The sequence below is a fragment of the Streptomyces sp. 5-10 genome (assembly GCF_014712245.1).
GTDB lineage: Bacteria > Actinomycetota > Actinomycetes > Streptomycetales > Streptomycetaceae > Streptomyces > Streptomyces violaceusniger.
Map to the genome: position 1 here is coordinate 307,380 of NZ_JACVYG010000002.1, position 15,747 is coordinate 323,126.

Genomic DNA, 15,747 nt, shown 5'->3' on the forward strand with positions numbered 1-15,747 from the left:
CTGTCATCGCATATGCCACGCTCTTCTTGGGTACCTGTTCGTTCCCCTCTCAATAGCTCGCCAGCCCAAGGAGCACCCCCGTGCAGAACCGCCAGCTCGGCACCACCGGCCCCCAGGTCTCCGCGATCGGCCTCGGCTGTATGGGCATGTCCCCCATGTACGGCGCCGACGTCGACCGCGCCGAGTCCATCGCCACCATCCACGCCGCCCTCGACGCCGGGATCACCCTGCTCGACACCGGCGACTTCTACGGCATGGGCCACAACGAACTGCTCATCAACGAGGCCCTGCGCACCGCCCCCGTCGTCCGCCGCGAACGCGCCCTGACCAGCGTGAAGTTCGGTGCGCTGCGCGGCCCGGACGGCGCCTGGACCGGCCAGGACGGGCGCCCCGCCGCCGTCAAGAACTTCCTCGCGTACTCGCTCCAGCGGCTGGGCACCGACCACATCGACATCTACCGCATAGCCCGCCTCGACCCGGCCGTCCCGATCGAGGAGACGGTCGGGGCCATCGCCGAGGCCGTGCAGGCGGGTTACGTACGGCACATCGGCCTCTCGGAGGTGGGTGCCGAAACCATCCGGCGGGCCGCCGCCGTCGCCCCGATCTCGGATCTCCAGATCGAGTACTCGCTGCTCGCGCGCGGAATCGAGGACGAGATCCTGCCCGTCTGCCGTGAGCTGGGCATCGGCATCACCCCGTACGGAGTGCTCTCGCGCGGCCTGATCAGCGGCCACTGGAGGCGGGAGCGCACCACGGACGCCCAGGACTTCCGCAGCAGGGCCCCGCGGTTCCAGGGCGAGAACCTCGACCGCAACCTCGAACTCGTGGAGGCCCTCCGTAAGATCGCCGACGCCAAGGGCGTCAGCGTCGCCCAGATCGCCATCGCGTGGGTGCTCGCGCAGGGCGTCCGGCGCTCCACCGCCATCGTCCCGCTCGTCGGGTCCCGCCGCCGCGACCAGTTGACCGAGGCCCTGGGCGCGCTTGACGTTACGCTCGACGCCGACGATCTGGCCGCCATCGAGGAGGCCGTCCCGGCGGACGCCGCCGCGGGCGACCGCTACCCGGAGGCCCAGATGGCCACCCTCGACAGCGAGAAGAAGTAAGGGACCCGATGCCGCCGCCGCCCGAGACTCCCCTGACGCCCGCCCGCATCCTCGAAGCCACCGAGGACGTGCTGCGCCGCTACGGCCCCGCGAAGGCCACGGTGGTGGACGTGGCCCGGGCGCTGGGAGTCAGCCACGGCAGCGTCTACCGCCACTTCCGCTCCAAGACGGCGCTGCGCGAGGCGGTCACCGAGCGGTGGCTGGACCAGGAGCACGACAGCCTGTCCCGCATCGCCCGCGCCAAGGGCCCGGCGGCCGACCGGCTGGAGGACTGGCTGCTCACCCTGTTCGCCGCCAAGCGCCGTAAGGCGGGCGTCGATCCGGAGCTCTTCGCCACGTATCTGGAGCTGGCCACCGAGAACAGCGAGATCACCGCGCGCCATGTCGAGACGTTGATCGACCAGCTCACCACGATCGTCGAAAGCGGCATCGCGAGCGGGGAGTTCACGATGCGGGACGCCCGTGCCACGGGCCGGGCGCTGTGGGACGCGACGGCGCGGTTCCACGACCCCGTCTACGCGCCGCGGTGGTCGGACCCGGACATGGACCCGGCCTTCGCGGCCGTCTGCGAGCTGCTGCTGGACGGTCTTCGGGCCCGCTAGGGGTATCCGGCGGGTCTTGACGCCTGCGGCGAGCTGATCCCCTCCCCGCCCCTTCCCGATACCAGGGGCTCCGCCCCTGCACCCCGGGGTCTGGGGCGGAGCCCCGGGCCCGGAGGTTTGGGGCGGAGCCCCGGGTCCGGGGGCGCTGCTGGTGGTGGACGCGTGGTTCGACACGGTCACGGCCGCGCCGGGCGGGGAGCTGGCGGCGGCGGTCGCGATGGCCCTGTGCGCGGAGCTGCCGCTGGCGGCGGTGTGCACGGCGCTGGCCCTCGGCCGGGAACAGCGGCCCACCGCCGTGGCCACCACAGCCCGGCTCACCACGGACCCGGTCACCACCGCCCGGCTCACCGCGGACCCGGTCACCACAGACCGGCTCATCCCTGGGACGCGGCCCACCACAGAATGACCGCGGCCACCGCGAAACAGGCCAGCACGATGAGGACGACCTGCCGCCGCGCCGCCGCGTCGGCGGTCATCCGCGGCGAGCCGACGGCCCCGTGCGCCTGGGCGAGGTGATCGAGCCCCTTGTGCCGGGCGCCGCCGTAGGTGATCCGCTCCTGCCAGTCGCAGTGCCGGCAGCCGAGCAGCCGCCGCTGCCCCGGACCGTAGCCGTAGCTCACCTCGAAGACCGTGCCGTCCTCGCGGATGGCGGTGATGTGGTGCGTCACGCCTCGCACGACTGGTGAACCCCCCGTTCTGCCGAGTCGACGGGCTCCGGTGCCACGGACCTCGCGTCCGCGGCACCGGAGCCCGTCGTCGGGTGTGTCCGGTGCCCGTGGTCCGGGCCGGCGGCCCGGGCCGGGTCAGCAGCCGATCAGACGGCCGCCCAGGTAGGACTGGATCTGGTCGAGGGAGACCCGCTCCTGCTTCATCGTGTCGCGCTCGCGCACGGTGACGGCGTTGTCGTCGAGCGTGTCGAAGTCCACGGTGACGCAGAACGGCGTGCCGATCTCGTCCTGGCGGCGGTAGCGGCGGCCGATCGCGCCCGCGTCGTCGAACTCGATGTTCCAGTGCTTGCGCAGGTCCGCGGCGAGCCCCTTGGCCTTCGGCGAGAGCTGCGGGTTGCGGGACAGCGGCAGCACCGCGACCTTGACCGGCGCAAGACGCGGGTCGAGCCGCATCACGGTGCGCTTCTCCATCTTGCCCTTGGCGTTGGGCGCCTCGTCCTCGACGTACGCGTCGAGCATGAAGGCCAGCATCGCGCGGCCCACGCCCGCCGCCGGCTCGATCACGTAGGGGGTCCAGCGCTCGCCGGCCTCCTGGTCGAAGTACGACAGGTCCTGGCCGGACGCCGCGGAGTGCGCCTTCAGGTCGTAGTCGGTGCGGTTGGCCACACCCTCCAGCTCGCCCCACTCCGAGCCGCCGAAGTTGAAGCGGTACTCGATGTCAGCGGTGCGCTTGGAGTAGTGGGAGAGCTTCTCCTTGGGGTGCTCGTACCACCGGATGTTCGCCTCCTGGAGGCCGAGGTCCCGGTACCAGTTCCAGCGCTGCTCCATCCAGTACTCGTGCCACTTTTCGTCCTCGCCCGGCTTGACGAAGAATTCCATCTCCATCTGCTCGAATTCGCGCGTACGGAAGATGAAGTTGCCCGGTGTGATCTCGTTGCGGAACGACTTGCCGACCTGCGCGATACCGAACGGCGGCTTCCGGCGCGAGGTCTGCTGGACGGCGAGGAAGTTGGTGAAGATGCCCTGGGCGGTCTCGGGGCGCAGATACGCGACCGAGCCGGAGTCCTGGGTCGGGCCGAGGTGGGTGGCGAGCAGCCCGGAGAACTGCTTGGGCTCGGTGAAGCTGCCCTTGTTGCCGCAGTGCGGGCAGTTGACGTCGGCCAGGCCGTTCTCGGGGAGCCGGCCGTGCTTGGCCTCGTACGCCTCCTCCAGGTGGTCCGCGCGGAACCGCTTGTGGCAGGAGGTGCACTCGGTCAGCGGGTCCGTGAAGGTGGCGACGTGGCCGGACGCCTCCCACACCTCACGGGCCAGGATCACGGACGAGTCGAGTCCGACGACGTCGTCACGCGAGGTGACCGTGGAACGCCACCACTGCCGCTTGATGTTCTCCTTCAGCTCCACGCCGAGCGGTCCGTAGTCCCAGGCGGCGCGCTGGCCGCCGTAGATCTCGCTGCACGGGTAGACGAAGCCACGGCGCTTGCTGAGGCTGACGATGGTGTCGATCTTGTCGGCGGCCACGGTGCTCTCTTCATTGATGACGACATTGACGACGAAGCGAATGCTTCAGGTTACCGGCGGCGGCACCCCCCGGATCAAATCGATAGCCGAAGCGATCAACAAGAGGACAGTTGTTGACAATCGTTTCCATCTTTGTTGAAAATGAGAGTCATGAACATACGCCGCCTCAGGCCCACGACCGCCCTCGTCGGAGCCGCCGCACTGGGTCTGACCACCCTCACAGCCTGCTCCACCAACGCCGGGGACGGAAGGACGGACGGCAAGCTGGATGTGGTGGCGTCGTTCTATCCCATGCAGTTCCTCGCCCAGCGGATCGGCGGGAGCGCCGTCCATGTCTCCTCCCTGACCAAGCCCGGCGTCGAACCGCACGATCTGGAGATCAGTCCCCGGCAGACCGCCGATCTCAGCGAGGCCGGTCTCGTGGTCTACCTCAAGGGGCTCCAGCCCTCCGTCGACCGGGCCATCGCCCAGGCCGAGCCGAAACACGTCGCCGACGCCGCCTCGTACACCTCGCTGGAGGACCACGGCACGGAGGTCGAGGGCGAGCACGGGCACGGCGGCGAGGGCGAGGCGGGGCACGAGGGCGAGAAAGGCCACGACGGCCACGAGGGGCACGACCACTCCGGCGACGCGGCCGCCGACCCCCACATCTGGCTGGATCCGGTGCGCTACGCCCAGGTGGCCAAGGGCGTCGGCAAGGCGCTGGAGAAGGCCGACCCCGATCACTCCGCGACCTATAAGAAGAACACCACCGCCCTGGTCAAGGAGCTGAGCGCGCTCGATCAGGACTTCCGGAGCGGTTTGAAGGGCCGTTCTTCGGACACCTTCATCACGACCCATGCCGCCTTCGGCTATCTCGCCGAGCGCTACGGCCTGCGGCAGGAGGCGATCTCCGGGCTCGACCCCGAGTCCGAGCCCAGCCCGGCCCGGGTCAAGGGGCTGCACACCATAGCCAAGAAGGACAAGGTCAACACCGTCTTCTTCGAGACCCTGGTGAGCGACCGCACGGCCAAGACGCTGGCGGGCGATCTCCATCTGCGGACCGATGTGCTGGACCCGATCGAGGGCATCGGCTCCAAGTCCAGGGGCGATGACTACATCCAGGTCATGCGAGCCAATCTGAAGGCGCTGGAGAAGGCACTGGGCGCCAAGTGACGGAGGAAGCCATGGAAGCCGAGGAGGCCCGGGCGGCCGGGGCGGCGGGGAAATCCGGGGCGGCGAGGAAATCCGGGGCGGCCGGGGAAGCTGGGGAATCCGGGGCGGCTCGCGAGGAATCCGGGGTGGCCGAGGCGCCGCCCACAGCCCGGGCGGCGGCACCGGCGGAGGACCCGGCGGAGGACCCGGCCGCGGACCCCATATCCCTGCGCGGCGCCACCGCCACCCTCGGTGGCCGCCCCGTGCTGCGCGGCATCGATCTGACCGTCCGCCGCGGTGAGGTCGTGGCGCTGCTCGGCGCCAACGGCTCGGGCAAGTCCACCGCCGTACGGTCCATCGTCGGCCAGGTGCCGCTCAGCGGCGGTGAGCTGACCCTCTTCGGCATCCCCCGCCGCCGCTTCCGCGACTGGGCCCGGATCGGTTACGTACCGCAGCGCACCACCGCCGCCAGCGGCGTCCCCGCGACCGTGCGCGAGGTCGTCTCGGCGGGGCGGCTGGCCCGCCGCCGGTTCGGCCCGCCGCGCAAGGCCGACCGGGCGGCCGTCCAGCGGGCCCTGGAGCTCGTCGGCATGGCCGACCGCGCCCGGGACCCGGTGAGCGCCCTGTCCGGCGGTCAGCACCAGCGCGTACTGATCGCCCGCGCCCTCGCGGGCGATCCGGAGCTGCTGATCATGGACGAGCCGATGGCCGGGGTCGACCTCGCCAGCCAGGAGATCCTCGCGGGCACCCTCCGCGAGCAGGTCGCGGGCGGCTCCACGGTCCTGCTCGTCCTGCATGAGCTGGGCCCGCTGGAGCCGCTGATCGACCGCGCGGTGGTGCTCCGCGACGGCTGTGTCGTCCACGACGGACCGCCGCCCAGGGCCGTGGGCCAGCACGCGCTGCCCGGCCACGATCACGTCCATCCCCATGCGGCGCCCGACGCCGAACCGATCCGGACAGGGTTGCTGACCTGAGATGCTCGAGATCCTCGACTACGCCTTCATGCAGCGGGCCCTGCTCGCCGCCGTCCTGGTGGGCATCACCGCGCCCGCCGTCGGCATCTACCTCGTCCAGCGCCGCCAGGCGATCATGGGCGACGGTATCGGCCATGTCGCCCTCACCGGCGTCGCCCTCGGCTTCCTGACCGGCACCAACCCGGTGTGGACCGCCGTCGCCGTCTCCGCCCTCGGCGCGATCCTCATGGAGCTGATCCGCTGGTACGGCAAGACCCGCGGCGATCTCGCGCTCGCGATGCTCTTCTACGGCGGGATGGCGGGCGGTGTGCTGCTGATCAACCTCTCGCCGACCGGCTCCAACGCCAACCTCACCACCTATCTCTTTGGCTCGATCACGACGGTCTCCCCCGAGGACGTCGTCGCGATCTCCCTGCTGGCCGCCTTCGTCGTACTGATCACCCTGGGCCTGCGCCGCCAGTTGTTCGCGGTCTGCCAGGACGAGGAGTTCGCCCGGGTGACCGGCCTCCCGGTGCGCACGCTCAACCTGCTGCTGGCCGTCACCGCGGCCGTCACGGTCACCGTCGCCATGCGCGTCGTGGGCCTGCTCCTGGTCAGCGCCCTGATGGTGGTCCCGGTCGCCGCCGCCCAGCAGGCCACCCGGGGCTTCGCGATGACGCTCGCGCTGGCGATCACCATCGGCGTCGTGGTGACCCTGTCCGGCACGGTCTTCTCGTTCTACAAGAACGTCCCGCCCGGCGCGAGCATCGTCGTCCTCGCCATCGGCGTCTTCGCCATGATCACGGCGCTGGCCGCCCCCTTGGCGAAAAGACGCGCGGGGCGGGTGGCGGCGGCCGATGAACGATGCACCCTGAGGGACGATGTACTCGTATAGTCCACTGCTCCGGGTCCCCTGCTCCAGGTCCACCGCTCGGCTCCGTCGCCCGTCCCATCAGTCTCGTCCGCTACCCGAGCGATAACTGGCACAATGGCCGGGCAGAAGGCGCAGTGGGCGCGGAACGAGCCCCGAGGGCGACGGAGCATCCGAGGTTGAGGAGGCAGCTGTGGCGACCGCCGGTCCCCCAGTACACGGCCGGTCCACCAGGCAGCGCGCCGCGGTGGCGGCGGCACTGGACGAGGTGGACGAGTTCCGCAGTGCGCAGGAGCTCCACGACATGCTCAAGCACCGGGGCGACTCGGTCGGCCTGACCACCGTCTACCGCACCCTCCAGTCCCTCGCCGACGCCGGCGAGGTCGACGTCCTCCGCACCACGGAGGGCGAGGCGGTCTACCGCCGGTGCAACAGCGAGGAGCACCACCACCACCTGGTCTGCCGCGCCTGCGGCAAGGCGGTCGAGGTGGAGGGCCCCGCCGTCGAGAAGTGGGCCGACGCGATCGCCGCCGAGCACGGCTTCGTGGACGTGGCCCACACGATCGAGATCTTCGGCACCTGCGGCGACTGCGCCGCGGCAAAGGCCTCCCAGGGCTGAGTCCCACGCCGGTGGGTCACCCCCTACTCCCCAGGGGCACGCCCATGACGGCTGGTCGGGGGGGAAGCCTGATGTCCGGCCGCGCCGCCGTCCTCCACGTGCTGCGCCGAGCGGGCTCCGTGCTCGGGCGGGGGCGGGCGGCGTTCGTACGGGGCTGGGCGCATCCGCGGCTGAAGTGGCCCAAGCGGGTGGCGGCGGGTGCCGTCGTGCTGCTGGTCGTGCCCGTGCTGACCGCTGGAGTGTCGCTGCGGCTGCAGTACGCGGGGGATCCCGCGCCCGGGACGCGGACCCGTGAGCGGGACGCGGTGTGGCTGGGGCACGCCTGGGTGGACGGGCGCAATGGTGAGGCTCAACTCGCCGAGCTGGTCCAGCGGATGCGCGGCACCGGCGTCCGGGATCTGTATGTGCACGCGGGCCCGCTGGAGCATGACGGCAGCCTGCGCGCCTCGCGCTACCCGAAGGCCCGGTGGCTGGTGCGGGCGGTGCGGCAGGAGCTGCCCGGGGTGCGCGTTCAGGCGTGGCTCGGCGACGTGCTGTCGACCGAAGGCAAGACGGGGATGGACCTCGGCGAGCGGGCGACGCGCGAACGCGTCGTGCGCTCGGCGCGCCAGGTGCTGGACGCGGGGTTCGCGGGCGTCCACTTCGATCTGGAGCCGCTGCACTCCGGCGACCGGGACTACCTCTCGCTGCTGGACGACGTGCACGCGGTCACCCGGGGGACCCCGCGCGGCACCGACCTGCTGATGGGCCTCCCGGCCTTCCACACCGACAACATCGGCCACCGTGAGTCGGCCGAGACGGTGGCGGCGGCCGTCCGGGGCGCCCGCCTCGGGCTGAGCCGCGAGGACGCGCGCCGCGAGCGGTTCGGCGTCGCGCTGTATGGGGACTTCGCGGCGACGCCGGGTGACTGGGCCGCGTACCGGAGGGGCTGGGGCGCGCCGACATCGGATTGATCTCGGTGGGGGTTGTGGGTACCGTGCCCGACGTGATGAGCCCTGAATCAGACAGAACGGAGCCGCCGGTCACTCGGCGGCGAGTCGTTCTCTGACCAACTGACCTGGTTTCTGCTGACCTGGTTTCTGGCGATCTGGTTTCTGCTGACCTGGTTTCTGGGTCGATCTCGCTTCCAGCGACCGGACACGACTCCGTGTGTCTGGTTCCGTTTCGGGCTCGTGCCGTAGTCCGGCGTCCAGCACGCGGCCGCTCTTGCCCGCATTCGCTCATCCATCGCTGGAGTCGACCTCTTGCCTGTCTTCCTTTATGTCCTCGCGCTCGCCGTCTTCGCGCAAGGAACGTCCGAGTTCATGCTGTCCGGTCTCGTACCGGGAATCGCCCGCGACCTCTCCGTATCGGTGGGAGCCGCGGCGAGTCTGACGTCCGCGTATGCGATCGGGATGATCGTCGGCGCCCCGGTGATGGCCGCGTTGAGCGCGCGCTGGCCGCGGCGTCGCGCGCTGGCGGGCTTTCTGACGGCGTTCGTCGTGGTGCATGTGATCGGGGCGGTCACGACGGACTTCGCCGTGCTCTTCGGAACGCGTGTCGTCGCCGCGATCGTCAACGCCGGTTTCCTGGCGGTCGCGATGTCCGTGGCGACGGCCCTCGTCCCCGGGGAGCGGCGCGGCAGGGCCACCGCCGTTCTGCTGTCCGGGGTCACGCTGTCGTGCGTCGCGGGCGTTCCCGCGGGGGCGCTGCTCGGGGACTGGTCCGGCTGGCGTTCCGCGTTCTGGGCCGTGGCCGCCCTGTGCCTGCCCGCGCTGGCGCTGGTCTTCCGCCGGGCGCCCGCCGACGCGGCGGGTCGGGAGGAGGTCTCGGTCCGGCGGGAGGCGCGTGCGTTGCGGTCGCGTCCGGTGCGGTGGGCGATGGTCCTCGCGGCCGTGGTGAACGGGGCGACCTTCGCGACCTTCGCCTACCTGGCCGTCATCGCCACGGACATCGCCCACCTTCCGGCCGCCGCGGTCCCGGCCCTGCTCGCCGCGTTCGGGGTGGGCGCGTTCGTGGGGGTGACCACGGCCGGGCGCACGGCCGACGGCGGGCTCGGGAGGGGCCTGCTCCTGGCGCTGTGCGTCCTGCCCGTGGGGTGGGCTCTGCTCGCCGTGACCAGCCCTTACCCGGCCCCGCTCTTCGTCGTGACGATCGTCCAGGGCGGCCTGTCGTTCGGCATCGGCTCAACGCTCGTCGCCCGCGTCATGCGTGTCGCGCCCCAGGCCCCTTCGCTGGGCGGCTCGTTCGCCACGGTCGCGCTGAACGCGGGTGCCTTTCTGGGCCCGTTGATCGCGGGCGCGGCGACCGGGGCGACGGGCGACTACCGGGACGCGGCGTGGGTCAGCGCAGCCCTGGCCGCGACGGCGGTCGCCGCCGTCGCGGCGTCCCGGGCAGGGGTCGCCCGCGCCGGGGTCGGGGAAGCCGGGTACTAGACGTCGGCGTTTCCTGACGACCGGTCCGGCACGATCAGCGACCCTCGCCAACGGGTGCCAGCTGTCGGCTGAGCCTGAGCACGCTGTCGATCATCCGGGGGTCGGTGCTTCCGCGGAAGGCGGGGACGGGAGTGGCCTCGGGGCCGATGAGCAGGCCAGTCCGGCCGTCGAGGGAGGCGTCGGTCGCGGCGACGATGGACGACCGGGCGGCCAGGGCCGCGGGTCCGGCGGTGGAGCGTTCGAACGTCCGCCGGACCAGCGGCCACAGCAGGCGCAGCGCCGGGGAAACGATCTTCGGTGAGCGCATGGTGCCGTTGGTCATGCCGGTCGCGGCCCCGCCGGGGTCGGCCGCGAAGACCGTGACACCGCTGCCGCGCAGACGCTCCGCGAGGTCCAGGGTGTAGGCGAGGTTGGCGAGCTTGGCCCGGCCGTACCAGTGGAAGCCGTAGTAGCCACCCGGCGGTTCGACGGCGTCGAAGGTGCGCTTGGCGGCGCGTATCGCACCGGAGCTGACGTTCACGATCCGGCTCGGTACGGCGGCGCGGAGCTGGTCGAGGAGCGATTCGGTCAGCAGGTACGGCGAGAGGTGGTTGACGGCGAACGTCGCCTCGATCCCGTCGACGGTCCGCTGCCGGTCCGCGAACATCGCACCCACGTTGTTGACCAGGACCTTCAGCGGACCCTCGGCCGCGAGTCGGGCGGCGAGCGCCCGGACGTCGGCGAGGGACGCGAGGTCGGCCGCCATGAAGTGCGGCTCGCCGCCGGTCGTGACCGCGGCGAGCCGCTCGACCGCGAGGGCGCCGCGCTCGGCGTCACGGCCCACCACGGTGACGGCGAACCCGCGCGCCGCCAGCCCCATCGCGGTCTCCAGACCGATCCCCCCGGTCCCCGCCGTCACGACCGCCCGCTGCTCCATGGGTCTACCCTCCGCCGCCTCGCCATCCGTAATCGGATAGCTATCCGATTCGATGAGGGCACGCTAGCACGACCGGATAGCTATCCGGTTAGCGAGGTGAACCAGTCGTCAGCGCGGGGGACGCAGCCCCTCGAGGAGGACGTCGAGGTAGACCTCGGTGCGCTTCGGGTCGCTGTCGCCGGAACGTACGGCGTGCTCGATGCCGCAGAGCAGACGGCGCACATCGTCGGCCTCGACGTCCCGCCGGATGGCGCCACTCCGGCGGGCCCGGTCGAGCAGGTGCGCGACAGCCCCGTCGAGTTCGGCCTTGAGCGCCGCGGTCCGCGCGTCGGTATCACTGGCGGATTCGAGAACGGCGGCGAAGCCGCTGTCGCCCAACGCGTGCAGGAGGGTAAAACGCAGCAGGCGGTACAGCCCCGCGAGGGCGTCCTCCTCGGCGGCCGCGGCCTGGGCCTCGTCAACCAGCTCCTGAAAGCGCTCGGTCGACAGCGCCTCCCACAGCGCGTGGCGATTGGGGAAATGCCGATAGACGGTCCCCACGCCCACCCCGGCGAGCCGGGCGATGGCATTCAGCTGAAGCGAGTCATCACCGGCGGCCAACTGCTCGCGGGCGACCTGCAACACCCGAGCACGATTCCGCGCCGCATCCGCCCGCAGCGCCTGCCCCTGCTCGCCTTTCGGTGTCACGCGCCCAGCATAAGCCGCCGCCCTCGGTCCGATGCTCCCCGCTCATGAGTGCTGTACAGCAACGGTCACGTCGCCGGGGTCAGGCAGCGCGGTCGGAGCCTCGTCGGTGTACCAGGAGTACTCCAGGGCCGACAGTCTCCCATCGCTCACCCATAGCAGCAGTTCGCCGACCAACTCTCCGGAGGAGTCCTTCACAGCGCCAGTAGCGGGGATCACACCGTTGGGGACATCCGCAGGCGGAAAAGACTCGAGCACTTTGAGATCCACGCTGGGCGAATCACTCCCCCAGCGACCGACGACACGCGTTGCTGGAACCTGCTGCCTCAATTGCTCAGCGCCGGGAAATCGCGCTGACAGGAGTTTGTTGAGTACATCGCTTTCAGCCGCATGTAGATGCCTGGGCGGATGCTCGACTGCCGCCATCATTTCCCTCCGGGGAACTTGTCTTCGATGAACGCCGTACCTACTCGCGGCACCCCCTTCACCATGGCTCCGCGAATCGTCACGACCTCGCCGTCGATCGTACGCTTGACCACAAACCCGCCAGCGTCCGGCAAGTCATCCTTTTCGCCCAAGCTATTAACGATGCGCCTGAATGCCTGTTCCCTGCCTCCAGAATTCTTGACGATGTCCTCGAACCCGTGCTTCGGAGGGTCGATTACATGCTCCAGCTTGCGCGGAGTGTTGTCCAGTTCGTAGGCCTTGTCCAGAGCCTCTTGTGGACAGCGCTGAAGACCGAGCGGATCAGCCCAGCCGAGCGAGTTGGTGACATACGCGTAATGGTTGGGGGCAGGGTCCAGGCCGAGGGGGTCTGGGGTGACGTAGCGGGCGGTCTCTGGGTCGTAGTGGCGGAAGTAGTTGTAGTACAGGCCCGTTTCGGGGTCGGCGTATTGGCCGGGGAAGCGGAGGGGGCAGTCAACGGCCGCCGGGCTGATCGGGGAGGGGAAGTGCGTTCCCCAAAGGGTGGTGCGGTGTTGCCAGGCCACGTCGCCGACAGGCGTGACCAACTCCGTTGGGGTGCCGACCAGGTCCGTGATGATGGCGTGGAAGCGCGGTGTGGTGTCGTCATCGGCGCCGGTGAATTTCTCTATGAGGGATTCGCCCGGTCCACGCACCAGTGGCGTGTGGTCGGTTTGGGTCAGGGGGCGGTGGGTGTCCGGGGCGTAGTCCCAGGTGGTGTGCCTGCCGTCTTGGGTGGATTGCTCCGCAAGGCGGGTGTCTTCCCAGGTGAAGTCGATCGATTCGGCGACCGTGCCGTCCTCCGCCAGGCGTTGTTTGGATATGCGGCGGCCGAGGGGGTCGTACGCGTAGTGCCAGTGGTCGCCGTCCGGAGTTGTCGCGTCCGTCAGGCGGTCTTCCGCGTTCCAGGTGTAGGTCCAGGTGCGGGTCTGGCCGTTGAGGAGTTTGCGGGTGCGGCGGGTCAGGCGGCCCTGGGCGTGCCTGCCGTGCCAGTGCGCAACGCGGTGGGGCGGCCCGCCGCGTCATAGGTCCACGCCGTCGTCAGGCCCGAGGGCATCGTGCGTTCGGTGCGGCGGCCCACGGCGTCATACGCGTACGTCGTCGTCCGGCCGTTGACCGTCTCCGACAGGACTCGGCCCACCGCGTCCCGTTCGAGGGTCACCACCGAGTCGGCGTTGCTCGCTCGGGTCAGGGCGCCCTGCGCGTCGTAGGCATACGTCGTCCGTGCGCCCGCCCCGTCGCGCTGTTCCATCGTGCGGCCCAGCGCGTCCCGGGTGAAGTACAGCGTCTCGCCCGCGCCATTGGTGCGGGACAGCAGGTCACCCGCCGCATCGTGGGTGTAGGCCACGGTACGGCCGTTGAAGTCGGTCTCGGAGGTGAGCCGGCCCGCCGGGTCGTAGGTGTAGGTCCAGGTCAGGCCCTGGGGGTTGATGACCTTGGTCAGGCGCAGCTCGGTGTCGTAGGCGAAGGCGTACGTCGCGCCGTCCGGCTCCGTACGGGTGGCCGGGACGTCGAAGTGGGTGGACGTCTGGTGGGTGGTGTGGCCCGCCGGGTCCGTGTGGGTGAGGAGGTTGCCCTCGCCGTCCCAGGTCCAGCTCTCCCGGGCACCGTCCGGCTCCTCCCGCCACGCCGGTTTGCCCTCGGTCGTCCAGCCCATACGGGTGGTGTGGCCCAGCGGATCCGTCGCCTCCACCACCCGGCCGAAGGGGTCCCGGCGGACGCTCGTGGTGTGGCCCAGCGGGTCCGTTACGGCGATGGGGAGCCCGGCCCGGTTCGGGGTCAGGCGCGTGGTGTTGCCCAGCGCGTCCGTGACCTCGGCCAGGTGGCCCCGCTCGGTGTAGCCGTAAGCGGTGGTCGCCCCCGCCGGATCGGTCGTCGAGAGGAGATTTCCCGTGTCGTCATACGCGTGGCGCCACGTCCCGCCACCCGGCTCGGTGACCTCCACCGGCAGGCACAAGGCGTTGTACGTGGCCTCCGCCCGCGCCCCGTCCGGCAGGGTGACGCCGGTCAGGTTGCCGTCCTCGTCGTACACGTAGCGGGTGGTACGGCCCAGGGGATCCGTCACCGCGACCTTACGGTCGCCACGCGCGTCCCACTCCGTCAGCGTGGTGTGACCCAGCGGATCGGTCTCCTCGATCAGCTGACCGTCGGCGTTGTACCGATACAACGTACGGTGACCGAGCGAGTCCGCGTAGACCGTCGTCCGAGCCTCGTCGTCGTACTCCAGGCTGCCGTTGAAGACGCCGTCGCTGCCCTCGGTGCGCACCACTCTCCCGTCCGGCCCGTAGACGTACCGGAACGACGTACCGTTGCGGTCCGTCCAGGACGTCACCCGCCCCTCGCCGTCGTAGGTGAACCGCAGCGGCGTGCCGCTGGAGTTGATGACCTCGGTGAGGTTGCCCGCCTCGTCGTAGCCGTAGCGCATCACCACCGTGCCGCCCTCACGGCCGCCCTCGGGCGCGTAGACCGACGGCGGCTCGTCGAGGAGCCGGAGCGCGGTGACCCGCTGGCCCTCGGTGTCGATGGCCAGGTAGTAGCCCCCGGAGTGGCGGATGGCCAGCGGGTTCCCGGCCGCGGCGCGTTCGATGTCGATGCGGGCGCCATTGCGGTCCTGGAGGCTCTCCAGGACCAGATAGACCGCGCCCGGCGCCTCCGTGGCGGCGGGACGGACGAACGTCCGCACCACACCCGTCTCCGGATCGGTGACCGTCATGACGCCGTCCGGCTTGCCGTCCCACTCCAGCGGCCACCGCGCGCCCTTCGCGGGCAGCGTCGGAACGCCCGGCTCCGGCACCGGATACACCAGCCGCATCCCGTCCGCGGCGGCGAACACCACGCCCTCCGCGTCCAGTTGGACCCGCTCGTCCAGCAGGCTGGCCCACGTCGGGCCGAACCACACCCCGCCCCGGTACGAGGAGACATGAGTGCGCTCGAAGACCAGCGGCAGCGAACCGGGCAGCGTCAGATCGGTGTGCTCCATCAGCATCGCGCCGGTCGCGATGTCGATCGGCTCACCCGTGCACGGGCACTTCTTGGCCGGGCGTGCGGCCGGGCCCTCCTCGATGAGGTTCGGGCGCATCGAGGGCACCTTCGGCGGCTTGAGCAGGTCCGGGACGCCGGTGAGCTTCGGCATCACACCGGGCTTGAGCACCCCGAGCCCGGCGCCGAAGATCCCGCCGTCGATCATGCCGTCCTTGGCCGCCTGGTTGACCTCGTCCAGGCTGAAACCCTTCTGCTGCCCCAGGGCGATCTTCACCGGCTGCGCCACCGCCGCGTCGATCGTCACCGACAGCACGCTGGTGAAGACCGCGCCCGTCAGCATCTCCGCTGCGATGATGGCGACCGATTCCTCCACGGCGACGCCCAGACCGGCGGCCATGGCGATGATCTCCGCCGCCACACCATCGGAGGCGCCCCCGGTGACGATGGTCAGCAGCCCGCCGCCAACGAGTGCGACGGCGTCGATGCTGATCTGCGTCCACAGCTTCTCGATCGCGTCATCCACCGTGTCGGCGAACTTGTCCAGCGCCTTGGCCATGTTCCGGGCGGACTTGGCGAGATTGCTCAGCCAGCCCTCGTCCTTGCCCTTGGCGTAACGCCCCCAGAAGGTCTCGAAGGCGTCGATCGCCTCGCCCTTGTTGTGATGGATGAGCGTCGTGGCCGCCTTGTTGGTCGCGACCCGCACATCGTCCACGCTGTCGGCGAACGTCCGCCAGGCGTCGGCGGCGTGGCGCAGGGTGCCGGAGTTGGCGTCCGGCCACCACATGCCCAGCTTCATCAGCAGGGCTTTGGCCTTGTCCTCG

General features: G+C 70.6%; 14 protein-coding genes and 1 pseudogene. 9 read left to right on the forward strand and 6 right to left on the reverse strand.

The annotated features are described in order from the left end of the window. Window positions 1-80: 80 nt before the first annotated feature. From IEJ02_RS03740 to IEJ02_RS03750, 3 genes are all read left to right on the forward strand, one after another. Window positions 81-1,103 carry an aldo/keto reductase gene (locus tag IEJ02_RS03740; protein WP_191063342.1) on the forward strand — a complete coding sequence of 341 codons (1,023 nt, stop codon included), beginning with the start codon at window positions 81-83 and terminating at the stop codon, window positions 1,101-1,103. 8 nt (window positions 1,104-1,111) lie between these two features. Continuing rightward, entirely contained in the window at window positions 1,112-1,705 is a 594-nt protein-coding gene (locus tag IEJ02_RS03745) for a TetR/AcrR family transcriptional regulator (RefSeq protein WP_191063343.1), read from the forward strand. 151 nt (window positions 1,706-1,856) lie between these two features. Further along, entirely contained in the window at window positions 1,857-2,111 is a 255-nt protein-coding gene (locus IEJ02_RS03750) for a hypothetical protein (RefSeq protein WP_191063344.1), read from the forward strand. Here the strand turns inward: IEJ02_RS03750 and IEJ02_RS03755 are convergent. Next, window positions 2,080-2,373: a hypothetical protein gene (locus IEJ02_RS03755; protein WP_223863305.1), complete on the reverse strand. Its 294-nt coding sequence runs from the start codon at window positions 2,371-2,373 to the stop codon at window positions 2,080-2,082. The genes IEJ02_RS03750 and IEJ02_RS03755 overlap by 32 nt on opposite strands. 135 nt (window positions 2,374-2,508) lie before the next feature. Next, window positions 2,509-3,891, reverse strand: a complete 1,383-nt coding sequence (locus IEJ02_RS03760; RefSeq protein WP_191063346.1) for a glycine--tRNA ligase — start codon at window positions 3,889-3,891, stop codon at window positions 2,509-2,511. 150 nt (window positions 3,892-4,041) lie between these two features. Between IEJ02_RS03760 and IEJ02_RS03765 the strand changes: the two genes are divergently transcribed. The 6 genes from IEJ02_RS03765 to IEJ02_RS03790 all read left to right on the forward strand — a co-directional run bounded on the left by IEJ02_RS03765 (window position 4,042) and on the right by IEJ02_RS03790 (window position 9,882). Continuing rightward, entirely contained in the window at window positions 4,042-5,046 is a 1,005-nt protein-coding gene (locus IEJ02_RS03765; RefSeq protein WP_191063347.1) for a metal ABC transporter substrate-binding protein, read from the forward strand. Between the two features lie 11 nt (window positions 5,047-5,057). Further along, the gene (locus IEJ02_RS03770; protein WP_223863306.1) at window positions 5,058-5,999 is read left to right on the forward strand and encodes a metal ABC transporter ATP-binding protein; all 942 of its coding nucleotides are present in this window, start codon (window positions 5,058-5,060) and stop codon (window positions 5,997-5,999) included. A 1-nt stretch (window position 6,000) separates the two neighbouring features. After that, complete coding sequence (locus IEJ02_RS03775) at window positions 6,001-6,873, forward strand: metal ABC transporter permease (protein ID WP_191063348.1); 873 nt, start codon at window positions 6,001-6,003, stop codon at window positions 6,871-6,873. A gap of 169 nt (window positions 6,874-7,042) precedes the next feature. Continuing rightward, window positions 7,043-7,468 carry a Fur family transcriptional regulator gene (locus IEJ02_RS03780; protein ID WP_191063349.1) on the forward strand — a complete coding sequence of 142 codons (426 nt, stop codon included), beginning with the start codon at window positions 7,043-7,045 and terminating at the stop codon, window positions 7,466-7,468. Window positions 7,469-7,539: 71 nt separating this feature from the next. Continuing rightward, window positions 7,540-8,421 (forward strand): hypothetical protein, encoded by an 882-nt coding sequence (locus IEJ02_RS03785; protein ID WP_191063350.1) that lies wholly within the window; start codon window positions 7,540-7,542, stop codon window positions 8,419-8,421. 291 nt (window positions 8,422-8,712) lie between these two features. Then, entirely contained in the window at window positions 8,713-9,882 is a 1,170-nt protein-coding gene (locus IEJ02_RS03790) for a Cmx/CmrA family chloramphenicol efflux MFS transporter (protein ID WP_191063351.1), read from the forward strand. A 34-nt stretch (window positions 9,883-9,916) separates the two neighbouring features. On the opposite strand, the gene IEJ02_RS03795 is transcribed toward IEJ02_RS03790, so the two are convergent. From IEJ02_RS03795 to IEJ02_RS03810, 4 genes and pseudogenes are all read right to left on the reverse strand, one after another. Next, window positions 9,917-10,798 carry an SDR family NAD(P)-dependent oxidoreductase gene (locus IEJ02_RS03795; protein ID WP_191063352.1) on the reverse strand — a complete coding sequence of 294 codons (882 nt, stop codon included), beginning with the start codon at window positions 10,796-10,798 and terminating at the stop codon, window positions 9,917-9,919. Window positions 10,799-10,906: 108 nt separating this feature from the next. Next, the gene (locus IEJ02_RS03800; protein ID WP_275558315.1) at window positions 10,907-11,485 is read right to left on the reverse strand and encodes a TetR/AcrR family transcriptional regulator; all 579 of its coding nucleotides are present in this window, start codon (window positions 11,483-11,485) and stop codon (window positions 10,907-10,909) included. Between the two features lie 42 nt (window positions 11,486-11,527). Beyond that, on the reverse strand, window positions 11,528-11,752 hold the full coding sequence (locus IEJ02_RS03805; protein ID WP_223863307.1) for a hypothetical protein: 225 nt from the start codon (window positions 11,750-11,752) through the stop codon (window positions 11,528-11,530). 155 nt (window positions 11,753-11,907) lie between these two features. After that, window positions 11,908-15,722: pseudogene (locus IEJ02_RS03810) on the reverse strand (DUF6531 domain-containing protein). Between the last annotated feature and the right edge of the window lie 25 nt (window positions 15,723-15,747).

Excerpts from the sequence above, each read along its gene's own strand:
- IEJ02_RS03745 (WP_191063343.1), top strand. The coding sequence starts at position 1,112 with ATGCCGCCGCCGCCCGAGACTCCCCTGACGCCCGCCCGCATCCTCGAA.
- IEJ02_RS03765 (WP_191063347.1), top strand. The coding sequence starts at position 4,042 with ATGAACATACGCCGCCTCAGGCCCACGACCGCCCTCGTCGGAGCCGCC.
- IEJ02_RS03770 (WP_223863306.1), top strand. The coding sequence starts at position 5,058 with ATGGAAGCCGAGGAGGCCCGGGCGGCCGGGGCGGCGGGGAAATCCGGG.
- IEJ02_RS03775 (WP_191063348.1), top strand. The coding sequence starts at position 6,001 with ATGCTCGAGATCCTCGACTACGCCTTCATGCAGCGGGCCCTGCTCGCC.
- IEJ02_RS03785 (WP_191063350.1), top strand. The coding sequence starts at position 7,540 with ATGTCCGGCCGCGCCGCCGTCCTCCACGTGCTGCGCCGAGCGGGCTCC.
- IEJ02_RS03795 (WP_191063352.1), bottom strand. The coding sequence starts at position 10,798 with ATGGAGCAGCGGGCGGTCGTGACGGCGGGGACCGGGGGGATCGGTCTG.